Below are 15,384 nucleotides of genomic sequence, written 5' to 3'. Positions count from 1 at the left end.
GGCGTTGTCGTCTGTGGCGATGTGAGAGTCAGTCAGCCCAGCTCAGACCGCCGCTATATCCGACGATCAGAATCAGCAAGCCGAAGCCGATCCGATACCACGCAAACGCCGTGAAATCGTGCGACGCGACGTAGCGCAGCAGCCAGCGCACACACACGAAGGCGGAGACGAACGCGGCCACGAGCCCGATCGCGAACAGGCTGATATCGTCGACGGTGAGCGTGCGCCAGTACTTCGCCATTTCGTAGAGCGTCGCGCCGAAGATGATCGGAATCGCGAGAAAGAACGAGAACTCCGTGGCGACGCGCCGCTCCAGCCCGAACAGCATGCCGCCGATGATCGTCGCGCCGGAACGCGAGGTGCCGGGAATCAGCGCGAAGCATTGCGCGAGTCCGACCTTGAAGGCGTCCGAATAGGAAAGGTCGTCGACGGAGGTCACGCGCGGCGGCACGGCACGATCGCGTTGACGCGCCTCGGCCCAGAGAATCACGATCCCGCCGATAATCAGCGCCACCGACACCGGCACCGGCGAAAACAGCACCGACTTGATGCTCTTCTCGAACATCAGCCCGAGCACGATAGCCGGAATCGTCGCGATGATCACGTTGAGCGTGAAGCGCCGCGCATCCGGGCGCGAGGGCAGCCCGGTCACGATCGAGCCGATCTTCGCGCGATATTCCCAGCAGATCGCGAGAATCGCGCCGAACTGAATGACGACGTCGAAAGTTTTCGACTGGGCATCAGTGAAATTCAGGAGACTGCCCGCGACGATCAGATGCCCCGTGCTCGACACCGGCAGAAATTCGGTCAAGCCTTCGACGATGCCCAGAATGAGCGCCTTCACCATCAGTATCCAGTCCATCCGCAGCCCTTATTCGCCGTTATAGCCGTTGTTTGTAAAGCATCGCGCGCGGGGTTTTCGAGTTACTTCTCTACGATCTGCACACGTATGCCGTTTGTAAGGACTGTGATTGTACCGGGTTCGTAAGAAACGCCGGCGAACTGGAGTTCTTCGGGCTTGAAGGTGTGGATCGGGTAGCGATCGAGCAGTTGCGCCGCGAGTTGCGCGCCGACCCCGGCAATCTGTTGGTTGTACTGCGCGGCGTCACCGGTGAACTGCGCGTCGTCAACAGTCGGCGAAACGAGAATGACGGAGCGGCTCGCCGCGTCATAGCCGAGTTGCGTGGAGAGCGTGAATGCGCCATTTACGGGTTTCGGCATGAAAGGCGTCGCGAGACGTGCATCGACGCGCACCGTCACGCGATTGCGCTCCGCCGCCATGCCCACGACAGGATTGCTCAGGACGATATCGAAGATCTGCGAGGCCGTGCGCTGCAGCGGGAATTTGCGGCCGACCGCGTCCTGGACTTGCTGCGTCGAGAATGTGTAGTGGTCCGGAATAAAAGGAAATATCGAATTCGACGCAGCTTGCGCGATCGATGAAAGTGCGAGTGCGGGCAGCGACAGCAGTCCTGTCAGCACGATCCGGCGCCGCAGCGGCGCGACGGGTTCCGTCATGCGTGATCCTCCAAAGCGTGTTCTTGAGTTCGTCAGTTCGGCGCCGAGCGGCGCGGTCCGGGATTTGGACCGTCGATCGTCATTACAGTTGCGGTTGCTGCGGTTGTTGCAGTCGTTGTGATGGTTGCGGCGCTGTTTCGTGCTCCAACCGCGCGATCCACGTCAACGCATATTCGCGCGTCTCACCGCACATCTCGCCCGCAGGCTGCAATCCGCCGCAGCACGCCGGCCTGCGCGGGTCGCCGAAAATCATGCAGCGCAGATCGTCGCCGAGCTGGATGCAGCGTTCGCCCGCGCGCTTCCCGTCCGGCATCCCCGGAATCGGGCTCGAAATGGAAGGCGCGATGCAGCAGGCGCCGCAAGCCTCGCGGCAAGCATGAGGCGAAGAATCGATCGACATGACTGGACTGGAGCGGATGGCGCGAAGACAACGAAAACAGCGAATCAACGCCGTATTGTCCCACGGTCCCACGCTCGATCTTGCGTTTCGTCAAACTGCCGCTAACCGGCTGCGACCATATCGCGCAATGCGGACGCGCGCGCTCGCCCTACACTCGGACGATCCCCCGAGGCCCGCCATGAATGCCGCCGCTCCGCTGTTCCGTCCCGACCTGCTCGCGCGCTACGATGCGCACGGCCCGCGCTACACGTCCTATCCGACCGCCATTCAGTTCACCGACTCTTTCGACGCCGCACATTATCGCGATGCCGCGCGCCGCGGCCCGGCGAACGCCCCGCTCTCGCTCTACTTCCATATTCCGTTCTGCGACACCGTCTGTTTCTATTGCGGCTGCAACAAGGTCGCGACGAAGAATCGCGCGCACGCTCGGCCGTATCTCGATCGAATGAAACGCGAACTGGCGCTGCAGGCCGCGCTCATCGACCCGTCGCGGCCGGTCACGCAACTTCACTGGGGCGGCGGCACGCCGACGTTTCTCTCGCACGGCGAGATGGCCGAGTTGATGTCCGAGACCGCGTCGCACTTCAACCTCGTGCCCGACGAACACGCCGAATATTCGATCGAAGTCGATCCGCGCGAGGCATCGGCGGACACGATCGCACTGTTGCGCTCGCTCGGCTTCAATCGCCTGAGCCTCGGCGTGCAGGACTTCGACGAACGCGTGCAACGCGCGGTCAACCGCATTCAGCCGCGCGCGATGACCGAAACCGTGCTCGACGCCGCGCGCCGCCACGGTTTCAGGTCGGTGAGCGTCGATCTGATCTACGGCCTGCCGCATCAGAGCGTGGAGAGTTTTGCGCGCACGCTCGACGCGATCATCGCGCTGCGGCCGGATCGCGTTTCCGTGTTCGGCTATGCGCACATGCCGTCGCTCTTCAAGATGCAGCGGCAGATCGACGAGAGCGCGCTGCCCTCGCCCGCCGTGCGTCTCGCCATTCTGGAGCGCGTGATCGCGCGCATGGGCGAGGCGGGTTACGTGTATATCGGCATGGATCATTTCGCGCTGCCCGACGATCCGCTCGCGCGCGCGCTGGACGCGGGCACGCTGCAACGCAATTTCCAGGGCTACAGCACGCATGCGGATTGCGATCTGATCGGCATCGGCGCGTCGTCGATCGGCAAGGTCGGCGATGTCTATGCGCAAAACGCCCGCGATCTCGAAGGCTATGCCGCGGCGATCGACGCGGGCCGGCTCGCCATCGCGCGCGGCGTGCGCCTCGCCGCCGACGACATCTTGCGCCGCGACGTCATCATGCGTCTCATGTGCGGCGGCGAGTTGCGCTTCGATGACATCGGCATAACGCACGGCATCGACTTTTCCGCCGCTTTCGCCGACGAATGCGCGCGCCTCGCGCCGATGGCCGACGACGGCCTCATCGATCTCACGCACGACGCCATCCGCGTGCTGCCCGCCGGCCGCATGCTGGTGCGCAACGTCGCCTCCGTGTTCGATCGCTATCTCGGCCAATCCAGCCTGCAACGCTTCTCGCGGACCGTCTGAGCCGGCGTTTCGGCGCGCGTTCGTCCCCTGCACATTCCGCGATGCGTATTTCTTACCTCGCTGGCTTAGAATGACAGCCACCTCGGGCGCCCGAGCCTCAGAGCTTTAGCCCGGACGACGCGCCCGTCCATTCATCGCCGTTGCGAAGCGCAGGCCACGCGCCGGACGTTTCGCGAACGGCCACGCCACTGCCCGACGCCATGCCGACTCCTTCGCCGCAGTTCGCCCCGCTCGCCCAACTCGCCGCCGATCTCCGCGCCGGACGCACGACCAGCCGCGCGCTGGTCGAGACGGCGCTCGAACGTATCGCCGATGCCGCGGGCCAAGGTTCGACGGTGTTTCTCCATGTCGATGCCGAGCACGCCCGCGCCGCCGCCGATGCGCACGACGCGCTGCGCCGCGCCGGCACCGTGCTCTCTCCGCTGGCGGGCATTCCCGTTTCGATCAAGGATTTATTCGATATCGAAGGCCAGGTGACGCGCGCCGGCTCGACCGTGCTGAACGGCGCCGCGCCCGCCCGCGCCGACGCCGTCGCCGTGGCGCGTCTGCGCCGTGCGGGCGCGGTGCTCGTCGGGCGCACCAACATGAGCGAGTTCGCGTTCTCCGGCTTGGGTCTCAATCCGCATTACGGCACGCCGCATTCGCCGTGGCGCGCCGACGTGCCGGGCGACGAACGCATCGCGGGCGGCTCGTCGTCGGGCGCGGCTGCGTCGGTGGCGGACGGCATGGCGGCCGTGGCGCTCGGCACCGACACCGGCGGCTCGATCCGCATTCCCGCCGCGCTGTGCGGCATCACCGGCTTCAAGCCGACCGCGAGCCGCATCCCGAAGCAAGGCGGCGTGCCGCTGTCGAAGACGCTCGATTCCTTCGGGCCGATCGGCGTGTCGGTGGCGTGCTGCGCGCTCGTCGATCGCATTCTCGCCGGGCGCGATCCCGGCGTGCCCGCGACGCGTCCGCTCGACGGCGTGCGCCTCGGCGTGCTCACGAACTACGTGACGGACGGCGTCGAGGCGCCGGTAGCGAGTGCGGTGGCCGCGGCGATCAATCATCTGGCGGCGGCGGGCGCGCTCGTCGAAGACGTGCGTTTCGCGCCGCTCGACCGGCTGCCAGAGATCAATCGTTTTCCGCTCGTCGCGATCGAGGCGTATGCGTGGCATCGTAAGTTGATGGCGGAACACGCGGGCGACTACGATCCGCGCGTGCTCGCGCGCCTGAAGCGCGCCGAGGCGGCGAGCGCGGCGGATTACATCGACTTGTGCGAGGCCCGCGCCGCGATGATCGACGAAGCGCGCACGACGCTCTGGCAGCGCTTCGACGCCATCGTGTGCCCGACGGTGCCGGTGCTGCCGCCGCGCATCGCCGATCTGCAAGCCGACGACGACGCCTTCACGCGCACCAACGCGCTCATCCTGCGCAATCCGACAGCCTTCAATTTTCTCGATGCCTGCGGCCTGTCGCTGCCCTGCCATCCGCGCGGCGAAGCGCCCGTCGGCCTGATGCTCGCGGGCGCGCCGCACGCGGACGACGCATTGCTGTCGATCGGGCGCGCGGTGGAAGCGGTACTGGATACGACGCGCTGAATCGGCACCTTGACGCGGCAAATGTGGCGTCGAATGTGTTGCTAATATGGCGCATGTCGCGTTCGCGCTAGAATTCACCGCGATACTCCGCAACTCAGGTGCTTCCTTCTCGAATCGTTGCGAAACAATGAACAACTCTTTGAACCACTTTACGATGCATCAGGGCGACCAGGTCATGCGCCGCGAGCGACGCCTGCTCGTGCTGCTCGGACTGGTCAGTCTCGGACTCGTCGGCGGTGCGCTGTACCTCCAGTTCTTCCACGGCGAGGATCCGTGCCCGCTGTGCATCATCCAGCGCTATTTCTTCGTGCTGATCGCGATCTTCGCGTTCCTCGGCGCGGGCTTCAATAACTGGCGCGGCATCGCGCTGCTCGAAATGCTCGTCGCGATTTCTGCATTCGGCGGTCTCGCCACGGCCGCGCGTCACGTGTATGTGCAGTCGCATCCGGGTTTCAGCTGCGGCTTCGATGCTTTGCAGCCGATCGTCGACGGCCTGCCGCCCGCAAGCTGGCTGCCGCAAGTGTTCAAGGTGGCCGGGCTGTGCGAGACGCCTTATCCGCCCATTCTGGGGCTGTCGCTGCCGCAATGGTCGCTGATCGCGTTCGCCGTGATCTTCGTGCTGGTCGCCGCGAGTCTGCGTTTCAAGCGCAAATTGCGCGCTTCCGTCCGGTAATTGTTCCCGCTTTACGCCGAATCACGCCGCGGGCGGCGCGTCGCCGCCGCCCCATCTCTGCCTCGCCGCGCGCTTTCCCTTTCGCGCATCAGCGCATCCGCATAATCTTGATACGGGACCGACAATATTTTTAGGATATTGCGGTGATATGTTCGTGTCTGGATGGCGATCTACGTGCGCGCAGTCCGTTCCGCTCAAAGGCAGCTCCGGTTTTTCACGGCAACCCACGAAGCGAACGGAAACCGCGTAACGCGCGCCCGGTCCGCAATGTCTTCATCAACCATGACAACGCAAACCATCCGCTTCCTTCAGCACGGCGCCGTGTGTGAAATCGGCGACGCGCCCGCCACGCGCACGGTGCTTCAGCATCTGCGCGAGAACGCGCTTTGCACCGGCACGAAGGAAGGCTGCGCGGAAGGCGATTGCGGCGCGTGCACGGTCGTCGTCGGCGAGCTGGATGCGTCGGGCGAGCTGGTTCTGAAGGCCGTCAACGCCTGCATCCAGTTTCTGCCGACGCTCGATTCGCGCGCGCTCGTCACGGTCGAAGACCTGCGTCAGCCGGACGGCACGCTGCATCCGGTGCAGCAGGCGCTCGTCGATTGTCACGGCTCTCAATGCGGCTTCTGCACGCCCGGCTTCGTGATGTCGCTGTGGGCGCTGTATCACCATCATCCGCGCGACGCGGGGCCGCCTTCGCGCGATGAACTCGCCGCCGCGCTGTCGGGCAATCTGTGCCGCTGCACGGGTTATCGCCCGATTCTCGATGCCGCCGCGCGCATGTTCGACTACCCGCGCCCGCCATTCGACGCCGCCGCGCTCGCGCTCAAACAGCAGCTCGCGGCGCTCAAACGCACGCAGACCTTCGAATACCATGCGCCCGATGCCCGCGGCGCCGCCTTCGGCACGCCCGCTTTCTACGCGCCGGTCACGCGCGCCGAGTTCGCGCGCCTGCGCGCCGCGCATCCCGACGCGCGGCTGCTCGCGGGCAGCACCGATGTCGGCTTGTGGGTCACGAAGCAGTTTCGCGATCTCGGCGAGATCCTGTATATCGGCAACGTGGATGAGCTGAAGACCATCGAGCGCGATGCGCAGACGCTGACGATCGGCGCGGCCGCATCGCTCGAAGATGCGTACGCCGCACTCGTCGCCGATCACCCCGAACTCGCCGAACTCTGGACGCGCTTCGCGTCGCGCCCGATCCGCAACGCCGGCACGCTCGGCGGCAACGTCGCGAACGGCTCGCCGATCGGCGATTCGATGCCCGCGCTCATCGCGCTGAATGCGGAACTCGTGCTGCAAAAAGATACGCAGATCCGCTCGATGCCGCTCGACGCGTTCTATCTCGGCTATCAAAAAACCGCCCTCGCCGCGGGCGAATTCGTCGCGGCGATCCGCGTGCCGCGTCCGGCCGGCGCGCTGCGCTTTCGCACGTACAAGGTGGCCAAGCGCTACGACCAGGACATTTCCGCCGTGTGCGCGGCCTTCGCGATCCGGCTCGGCGACGACAATCGCGTGAGCGCGGCGCGCATCGCGTTCGGCGGCATGGCGGCGACGCCCAAGCGCGCGACCGGCGCGGAGAACGCGCTCATCGGCCACGAATGGAATGAAGCCCACGCGCGCGCCGCGATGGCCGCGCTCGACGCCGACTATCAGCCGCTCACCGACATGCGCGCGTCGAGCGCCTATCGCGCGAAGGTGGCGCGCAATCTGCTGTGGCGCTTTTATCTGGAAACGCGTCGCGATGCGCCGCTCGCGCTCGCCGACGTGAACGCGTTCGCCTACGACGCGCGCGCGTCTGCCGAGGAGCAGCCATGAATCACGCCCGGGAGCCCCTTGCTTTCGATCCCGCCGCCGATGCCGCGGGACTCGCGCTGCCGCACGAATCGGCGGCGCTGCATGTGAGCGGCGAGGCGATCTACACGGACGACATCCCCGAGGCGCGCGGCACGCTGCACGCGGCGCTCGGGCTGTCGCGGCATGCGCATGCGCGCATCGTGTCGCTCGATCTGGACGCGGTGCGCGCCGCACCCGGCGTCGTCGCGGTGCTCACCGCCGCCGACATTCCCGGCGAAAACAATTGCGGCCCGGTGCTGCACGACGATCCGATCCTCGCGGTCGACCGTGTGGAGTACCTCGGGCAGCCGGTGTTCGCGGTCATCGCCGAAACGCACGATCTCGCGCGCCGCGCCGCCGCGCTCGCGAAGCGCGAGGATGTCGTGCGCTACGAGCCGCTGGAAGCCGTGCTCACGCCGCGCGAGGCGAAAGCGCGCAACCAGTTCGTGCTGCCGCCGCTGCATCTGCGGCGCGGCGATCCGACCGAGCGCATCGCGGGCGCGAAACATCGGCTGAAGGGCGAATTCGACGTCGGCGGGCAGGAACAGTTCTATCTCGAAGGACAGGTCGCCTACGCGCTGCCAAAGGAGCAGGACGGCATGCTCGTGCACAGCTCGACGCAGCATCCGAGCGAGATGCAGCAAGTCGTCGCGCATATGTTCGGCTGGCCGGTGCACGCCGTGCTGTGCGAATGCCGGCGCATGGGCGGCGGCTTCGGCGGCAAGGAGTCGCAATCGGCGCTGTTCGCGTGCGTGGCGTCGCTCGCGGCGCATGTGTTGAAGCGCCCGGTCAAGCTGCGCGCCGATCGCGACGACGACTTCATGATCACCGGCAAGCGCCACGACGCCGTCTACGAATACGAATGCGGCTTCGACGACGACGGGCGCATCGTCGGCGCGCGTGTCGAGATTGCGTTGCGCGCGGGCTATTCGGCGGACTTGTCGGGCGCGGTCGCAACGCGCGCGGTCTGTCACTTCGACAACGCGTACTTTCTGAGCGATGTCGATATCCGCGCGTTCTGCTGCAAGACCAACACGCAGTCGAACACGGCGTTTCGCGGCTTCGGCGGCCCGCAAGGCGCGCTCGTGATGGAAGTGATGCTCGACGACATCGCGCATCGGCTGAAACTCGATCCGCTCGACGTGCGGCGCGCGAATTTCTACGGCATCGGCGAGCGCGACGTCACGCCGTATGGCCAGCCGGTCACGGACAACGTGATCGCGCCGCTGACCGACGAACTCGTCGCATCGAGCGATTATGCGGCGCGCCGCGCGGCGATCGCCGCGTTCAACGCGCAGAACAGCGTGCTCAAACGCGGCATCGCGTTCACGCCGGTCAAGTTCGGCATCTCGTTCAACGTGCCGTTCCTGAATCAGGCGGGCGCGCTCGTGCACGTCTACAAGGACGGCTCCGTGCTCGTGAATCACGGCGGCACGGAAATGGGCCAGGGGCTCAATACGAAGGTCGCGCAGGTCGTGGCGAGCGTGCTGGGCATCGGTCTCGCGCGCGTGCGCGTGACGGCCACCGATACCTCGAAGGTCGCGAACACATCGGCGACGGCGGCATCCACCGGCAGCGATCTCAACGGCAAGGCGGCCGAAGCCGCCGCGCTCGCGATCCGCGCGCGTCTCGCCGAACTCGTCGCGAAACAGCTCGGCGGCAGCGCGGCCGATGTGCGCTTTCACGGCGGCGTCGTGGAGGCGAACGGCGGGCAGATGCCGTTCGAGCAAGTCGTCGCGGCGGCGTATCTCGCGCGCGTGCAATTGTGGTCCGACGGCTTCTATTCGACGCCGAAAGTGCATTGGGACGCGAAGACGCTGCAAGGCCATCCGTTCTATTACTTCGCGTACGGCGCGGCGGTGTCGGAAGTCGTCGTCGATACGCTCACCGGCGAATGGAAGCTCCTGCGCGCCGATCTGCTGCACGACGCGGGCCGCTCGATCAATCCGGCCATCGATCTGGGCCAGGTGGAAGGCGGCTTCATTCAGGGCATGGGCTGGCTCACGACCGAGGAACTGTGGTGGAACCGCGACGGACGCCTGATGACGCACGCGCCCTCGACCTACAAGATTCCCGCCGTCAGCGATGCGCCCGCGCGCTTCAATGTGGCGCTGTATCGCAATGCCGGCAACGACAACGTGGAACCGACGATTTTCCGCTCGAAGGCCGTCGGCGAACCGCCGCTGTTGCTCGGATTTTCGGTGCTGCTCGCGATTCGCGCGGCCATCGCCTCGGTCACGCCGGATGCGCCCGATGCGCCGAAACTGCGTGCGCCGGCGACGCCCGAAGCCATTCTCGACGCGCTCTGCGCGCTCGCGGTCGAAGTCGACGAGCCGGCGCCGGTAAACTAGCGCCTGCGACGACGCAAACACGATCATTTTTCGGAGCCCCATCGATGCAAGTTTGGCTGAACGACCTGCAACACCTGCTCGCGCACGGCGACGCCGTCGTGCTCGTGACGGTCGCGCGTGTCGAAGGCTCCGCGCCGCGCGAGCCGGGCACGAAGATGATCGTCACGCGTGAAGACGCGCGCTACACGATCGGCGGCGGCCATCTGGAATGGAAGGCCATCGAAACCGCACGGCAAGTGCTGAAGGACGGCATGCGCAGCCCGCGCATGAGGAGGCTCGAGCGTTTCGCGCTGGGCCCGAGCCTCGGCCAGTGCTGCGGCGGCGCGGTCGTGCTGGCGTTCGAACGGCTCGATGTCGGCGATCTGAACTGGGTGACGACGCTTGGCAAACGTACCGCGCAGGGTTTGTCGACCGTGCGCAGCGTTTCCTTCGCGCCGATGCCCGACGCCGTCATGCTCTCCGATCCCGAACCGGGCGCAACAGACGCCGACTGCCTTCTGTGGGACGGCGCCGGTTTCGACGAGAGCGGCGCGCTCCTGACCGAAACCATCGCGCCGCGCGACTTTCAGGTCGTGCTGTTCGGCGCGGGCCACGTGGGGGCGGCGCTCGTGCGCGTGCTGGCCACGCTGCCCTGCCACGTGACCTGGGTCGACGAGCGCGACGCGGCATTTCCCCCGCCGCAGTTCGTGCCGGAAAACGTGACGATCGAGCCGAACGACGCGCCCGACGAAGCCATCGACCGCGCGCCGCCCAACGCGTATTTCATCGTGATGACGCACAACCACACGGTGGATCTTGCGCTGGCCGAGTGCATCCTGCGGCGCGGCGACTTCGCGTTCTTCGGCATGATCGGCTCGTACACGAAGAAGAAGCAGTTCGAGCACCGGCTCGCGGCGCGCGGCATCGACCCCGCACGCATCGCGCGGATGGTGTGTCCGATCGGCATCGACGGGATCGTCGACAAGGCGCCCGAAGTGATCGCCATTGCAGCGGCCGCCCAGCTGCTGCAGGCGGTCGAAGCCAATGCCCATGCGTCTTCATCTGCGTCATCGCAACAGACCGTCTGACCCACAGACGGAATCAGAAGCCCCAACACAAAAAGCCCATGAATCCCACACTCGCCGACAAGATTGCGCGCGCGCCCAAGGCTGAGCTGCACATCCATATCGAAGGATCGCTCGAACCGGAACTGATCTTCGCGCTCGCGAAGCGCAACGGCGTGCAGCTCGCGTACGACTCCATCGACGCACTGCGCGCCGCTTACGCGTTCACCGACCTGCAATCGTTTCTCGACATCTACTACGCGGGCGCGAGCGTGCTGCTGCACGAGCAGGATTTCTACGACATGACGATGGCCTATGTCGAGCGCGCGCTCGCCGACCACGTCACGCACACGGAAATTTTCTTCGATCCGCAGACGCACACGGAACGCGGCGTGCCGATCGAAACGGTCGTCGCGGGCATCGAGCGGGCGCTGGCCGACGGCGAAAAGCGCGGCCTCACGTCGAAGCTGATTTTGTGTTTCCTGCGCCATCTTTCCGAGGACGACGCGCTCGCCACGTTCGATGAAGCGCAGCCTTTGTTCGACAAGTATGCGCACCGGCTGATCGGCGTCGGGCTGGATTCGTCGGAGCGCGGCCATCCGCCGTCGAAGTTCGAACGCGTCTTCGCGAAGGCGCGCGAGCGCGGCCTGAAGCTCGTCGCGCACGCGGGCGAGGAAGGCCCGCCGTCGTATGTGTACGAAGCGCTCGATCTGCTGAAAGTGGATCGCGTGGATCACGGCGTGCGCAGCATCGAGGATGCGGCGCTCGTCGCGCGTCTTGCCGATTCGCGCATCGCGCTGACCGTGTGTCCGCTCTCGAACATCAAGCTCTGCGTGTTCGACGACATGGCGAAGCACACGCTGAAAGACCTGCTCGATCAGGGCGTCGCGGTGATGATCAATTCCGACGATCCCGCGTACTTCGGCGGCTACGTCAATGCGAACTACTTCGCGATCGTCGATGCGCTGAAGCTCACCGATCACGAAGCGTACACGCTGCTGCGCAACAGCCTCGAAGCCTCCTTCGTCACCGAACAAGAACGCGCCGCGATGATCGCGCGCCTGGACACGTACTGGAAGCAGTAAGCCAAGCATGGAAACGACCGCAACTCCCCAACAAGACACGACCGCCATCGAACGCTTTTTCGGCGTGCGCGCGGCGGGCTCGCGCACCAAGACCGAAGTCGTCGCGGGCATCACGACGTTTCTCACGGCGATGTACATCATCGTCGTCAATCCGGGCATTCTGTCGCAGGCGGGCGTGCCCTTTCCCGCGGCGCTGACGGCGACCGTCATCGTCAGCTTTCTCGGCAGTTGCGCAATGGGTCTGTACGCGCGCAATCCGGTGCTCGTCGCGCCCGGCATGGGCATGAACGCGCTGTTCGCGTTCGTCATGGTTCATGGCGGCAAGATGCCGTGGCAGACCGCGCTCGGCTGCGTGTTCTGGTCCGGCGTGATCTTCGCCGTGCTCGCGGTGTTCAACGCGCGCAAGCTCGTTGTCGATGCGATTCCCGCCAATCTGCGGCATGCGGTGTCGTGCGGCATCGGCTTGTTTATCAGCCTCATCGGCCTCGTGAACGCGAAGTTCGTGGTGGGCGATCCGGTCACGATCGTGCATTCGGCGTCGCTGAATCCGGTGGTCATCACGTTCCTGATCGGCCTCGCGGTCACGACGATTCTCGTCGCCCGCAAAGTCACCGGCGCGCTGATGCTCGGCATTGTGTTCACGACGATCATCGCGATTCCGATCGGCCGCTTCTACGGCGACGGCACCGCGTACTGGCCCGCCGCCATCGCCACGAAAACGCTCGTCAACTGGAACGGACTTTTCTCCGCGCCGGATTTTTCCGCCATCGGACAACTGGACATTGTCGGCTCGCTGAAGGTCATCTACTGGCCGTTCATCTTCGTGATGCTGTTCACGTCGTTCTTCGACGCGCTCTCCACGTTCATGGCGATCTCCGAAGCCGGCAAGCTCTACGATCAAGACGGCAATCCGCGCAACATCCGCCAGTCGATGATGGTCGACTCCTTCTCCGCGCTGATTTCCGCGCCGCTCGGCACGAGCCCGGCGAACGCGTATATCGAATCGGCGGCGGGCATTTCGGCGGGCGGGCGCACGGGGCTTGTCGCCGTGGTCGCGGGTCTGTGCTTCCTGCCGTTCCTGTTTCTTTCGCCGCTCCTGTCGCTCGTGCCCGCGATTGCGACCGCGCCCGCGCTCGTGCTGGTCGGCGTGTTCATGATGGAAGCGATCACGCAGATCGAATGGCACCGCTTCGACGAAGCCATTCCCGCGTTCCTCGCGATGATCCTGATTCCGCTGACCTATTCGATCACCGACGGCGTCGCGTACGGCTTTCTCGCGTTCGTCGTGCTCAAGTCGGCGACGGGGCGCGCGAAGGAAATCAAACCGGCGATGTGGATCATCGCGGCTTTCTCTTTAGTGCTGCTTTCACAGCTTTAATCCTAGAAATCGGAGACGTTGCATCATGACTCAAACCGCCTACCGCGCCCAGTTGCTGACCTTCCGGGAAGATCCCGCGCATGCCGCTGACGGCGCGGTCTACGAGGCCGACGGCCTCCTGATCGTCGAGGACGGGAAAGTGGTCGCGGCAGGCGCGTATGCGTCGATTCGCGACCGGCTCAGCCCCGACGCGACCGTCCAGACGATGCGCGACAAGCTGATCGTGCCGGGTTTCATCGACTCGCACATTCACTATCCGCAGACGGACATGATCGCGTCGCCGGCGCCGGGACTCTTGCCGTGGCTCAACACGTACACGTTCCCGACCGAGCGCGGCTTCGAGAATCCCGCGGTCGCGCGCGAGACAGCGAGCTTTTTCATCGACGAACTGCTTGCCTGCGGCACGACCACGGCGCTCGTGTACTGCACGGTGCACAAGCAATCCGCCGATGCGTTCTTCACCGAAAGCGAAGCGCGCAATCTGCGCATGGTCGCGGGCAAAGTGCTGATGGATCGCAATTGCCCCGAATTCCTGCGCGACACGGCGCAATCCGGCTACGACGACAGCGCCGAACTCATCGCGCGCTGGCACGGCCGCGGACGCCAGCATTACGCACTGACGCCGCGTTTCGCGCCGACCTCGACCGAGGCGCAGCTCGAAGCATGCGGCGCGCTCGCGCAGAAGCATCAGGACGTGTTCATCCAGAGTCACGTCGCGGAGAACACGGACGAGATCAAATGGGTCGAAAGCCTGTTTCCGGGGCATCGCAGCTATCTCGACATCTACGATCACTACAATCTGCTGCGCCGCCGCGCGGTGTACGGCCACTGCATCTATCTCGATGAGCGCGACCGCCAGCGCATGGCGGAAACCGGCGCGGTGGCGTCGCACTGCCCGACGTCGAACCTCTTTCTCGGCAGCGGACTGTTCGACTTCGAAAAGGCGGGCGAATCGAACATGCCGGTTGCGCTGGCGACGGACGTCGGCGGCGGCACGTCGTTCTCCATGCTGCAAACGATGAACGAAGCGCACAAGGTCGCGCGTCTGACCGGCCATCATCTGACCGCGACGCGCATGTTCTGGCTCGCGACGACCGGCGCCGCCCAGGTGCTCGAACTCGACGACAAGATCGGCACGCTCAAGCCCGGCAGCGAAGCGGACTTCGTTGTGCTGGACCCGAACGCGACGCCGCTGCTCGCACGACGCATGGCGCGCACGGAATCGCTGGAAGAACTGCTGTTCGCGTTCGCGCTGCTCGGCGACGACCGCGCGGTGTTCGAGACCTACGCCGCCGGCAAGCGCGTGCATGCGCGGGAAAGCCGGCGCACGGCGAAGCTCGAAATGGCGGCCTGACGCTTCGCACGACGCGTCGAACATTCAAAGGGCGTCCTTCGCGCGAGGGACGCCTTTTTGTTTGGCGCGCCACGCGCCGCGCGATCTTTCGCTCGACGAAACAAGCACATTTGTTGCAATGTGGTTAAAGTGCTGGCTATCACGGATATCCCGCCGCCATGACGCTGACGCTCGCTTGCCGCATTTTTCGCTGGTCTTTGCCGATGGCGTTCGGCGCGCTCGCCGCTCACGCCCATGCTCGCGCGCTCGATTCGCAGCTCGACTGCAAATCGACGCCGCACGATTTCATCGCGCCGTTGCAGGACAGCAATCTGCTGGAGGCGAAACCGATGCGTATCGAGGCGAACTCGATCAACGCGTTCCGGCCGGTGAAGGGCGCCGCATTGACGGCCTACGGGTTCAAGGTCTACGCGCTGGTGGCGTATCAGAAGGACGATCCGCTGTTCAAGCCGGGCAAGGGCGAGCCGATCAGCGATGCGGCTTACGGTGCGGTCGTCTGGGGCGGCGACATCGAAGTCGAACAGAAGGTGCGCGAAGCGGGCAGCGACGCGGTCGTGCACCACGTCGCGCCCTTCATCACGGCGATTTTTTGCAAGCAGTGACGGGCT

The 15,384-nt window shown here is 65.4% G+C and carries 13 protein-coding genes; 10 read left to right on the top strand and 3 right to left on the bottom strand.

Annotation, left to right across the window (positions count from 1 at the left end; genetic code table 11):
• Nucleotides 1-28: 28 nt before the first annotated feature.
• The 3 genes from BRPE64_RS03860 to BRPE64_RS33635 all read right to left on the bottom strand — a co-directional run bounded on the left by BRPE64_RS03860 (nucleotide 29) and on the right by BRPE64_RS33635 (nucleotide 1,918).
• Nucleotides 29-862: an undecaprenyl-diphosphate phosphatase gene (locus tag BRPE64_RS03860; protein ID WP_016344701.1), complete on the bottom strand. Its 834-nt coding sequence runs from the start codon at nucleotides 860-862 to the stop codon at nucleotides 29-31.
• A 62-nt stretch (nucleotides 863-924) separates the two neighbouring features.
• Nucleotides 925-1,518 (bottom strand): DUF1439 domain-containing protein, encoded by a 594-nt coding sequence (locus BRPE64_RS03855; protein WP_016344700.1) that lies wholly within the window; start codon nucleotides 1,516-1,518, stop codon nucleotides 925-927.
• An 82-nt stretch (nucleotides 1,519-1,600) separates the two neighbouring features.
• Nucleotides 1,601-1,918: a CxxCxxCC domain-containing protein gene (locus tag BRPE64_RS33635; protein ID WP_044041227.1), complete on the bottom strand. Its 318-nt coding sequence runs from the start codon at nucleotides 1,916-1,918 to the stop codon at nucleotides 1,601-1,603.
• A gap of 178 nt (nucleotides 1,919-2,096) precedes the next feature.
• Here BRPE64_RS33635 and hemN point away from each other — a divergent pair, with 178 nt between their 5' ends.
• The 10 genes from hemN (at nucleotide 2,097) to BRPE64_RS03800 (ending at nucleotide 15,378) form a co-directional block, all read left to right on the top strand.
• Entirely contained in the window at nucleotides 2,097-3,479 is a 1,383-nt protein-coding gene (gene hemN, locus BRPE64_RS03845; RefSeq protein ID WP_016344698.1) for an oxygen-independent coproporphyrinogen III oxidase, read from the top strand.
• Nucleotides 3,480-3,679: 200 nt separating this feature from the next.
• Nucleotides 3,680-5,059, top strand: a complete 1,380-nt coding sequence (locus BRPE64_RS03840) for an amidase (RefSeq protein WP_044041226.1) — start codon at nucleotides 3,680-3,682, stop codon at nucleotides 5,057-5,059.
• Between the two features lie 154 nt (nucleotides 5,060-5,213).
• Nucleotides 5,214-5,732 carry a disulfide bond formation protein B gene (locus tag BRPE64_RS03835; protein WP_016344696.1) on the top strand — a complete coding sequence of 173 codons (519 nt, stop codon included), beginning with the start codon at nucleotides 5,214-5,216 and terminating at the stop codon, nucleotides 5,730-5,732.
• A gap of 282 nt (nucleotides 5,733-6,014) precedes the next feature.
• Nucleotides 6,015-7,547: a xanthine dehydrogenase small subunit gene (gene xdhA / locus BRPE64_RS03830; protein ID WP_016344695.1), complete on the top strand. Its 1,533-nt coding sequence runs from the start codon at nucleotides 6,015-6,017 to the stop codon at nucleotides 7,545-7,547.
• Complete coding sequence (xdhB, locus tag BRPE64_RS03825) at nucleotides 7,544-9,916, top strand: xanthine dehydrogenase molybdopterin binding subunit (protein ID WP_016344694.1); 2,373 nt, start codon at nucleotides 7,544-7,546, stop codon at nucleotides 9,914-9,916. Before xdhA ends, xdhB begins: the two co-directional genes overlap by 4 nt.
• A 44-nt stretch (nucleotides 9,917-9,960) precedes the next feature.
• Complete coding sequence (gene xdhC / locus BRPE64_RS03820; protein WP_016344693.1) at nucleotides 9,961-10,983, top strand: xanthine dehydrogenase accessory protein XdhC; 1,023 nt, start codon at nucleotides 9,961-9,963, stop codon at nucleotides 10,981-10,983.
• A gap of 38 nt (nucleotides 10,984-11,021) precedes the next feature.
• Complete coding sequence (locus BRPE64_RS03815) at nucleotides 11,022-12,044, top strand: adenosine deaminase (RefSeq protein WP_016344692.1); 1,023 nt, start codon at nucleotides 11,022-11,024, stop codon at nucleotides 12,042-12,044.
• A 7-nt stretch (nucleotides 12,045-12,051) separates the two neighbouring features.
• Nucleotides 12,052-13,422, top strand: a complete 1,371-nt coding sequence (locus BRPE64_RS03810) for an NCS2 family permease (RefSeq protein ID WP_016344691.1) — start codon at nucleotides 12,052-12,054, stop codon at nucleotides 13,420-13,422.
• Between the two features lie 25 nt (nucleotides 13,423-13,447).
• Nucleotides 13,448-14,776, top strand: a complete 1,329-nt coding sequence (gene guaD, locus BRPE64_RS03805) for a guanine deaminase (protein ID WP_016344690.1) — start codon at nucleotides 13,448-13,450, stop codon at nucleotides 14,774-14,776.
• A gap of 158 nt (nucleotides 14,777-14,934) precedes the next feature.
• Nucleotides 14,935-15,378: a hypothetical protein gene (locus tag BRPE64_RS03800; RefSeq protein WP_016344689.1), complete on the top strand. Its 444-nt coding sequence runs from the start codon at nucleotides 14,935-14,937 to the stop codon at nucleotides 15,376-15,378.
• Nucleotides 15,379-15,384 lie beyond the last annotated feature (6 nt).

The organism is Caballeronia insecticola, assembly GCF_000402035.1.
GTDB lineage: Bacteria > Pseudomonadota > Gammaproteobacteria > Burkholderiales > Burkholderiaceae > Caballeronia > Caballeronia insecticola.
Note: the sequence above shows the minus strand (reverse complement) of the source record. Positions and strands in the feature narration are given on the sequence as shown.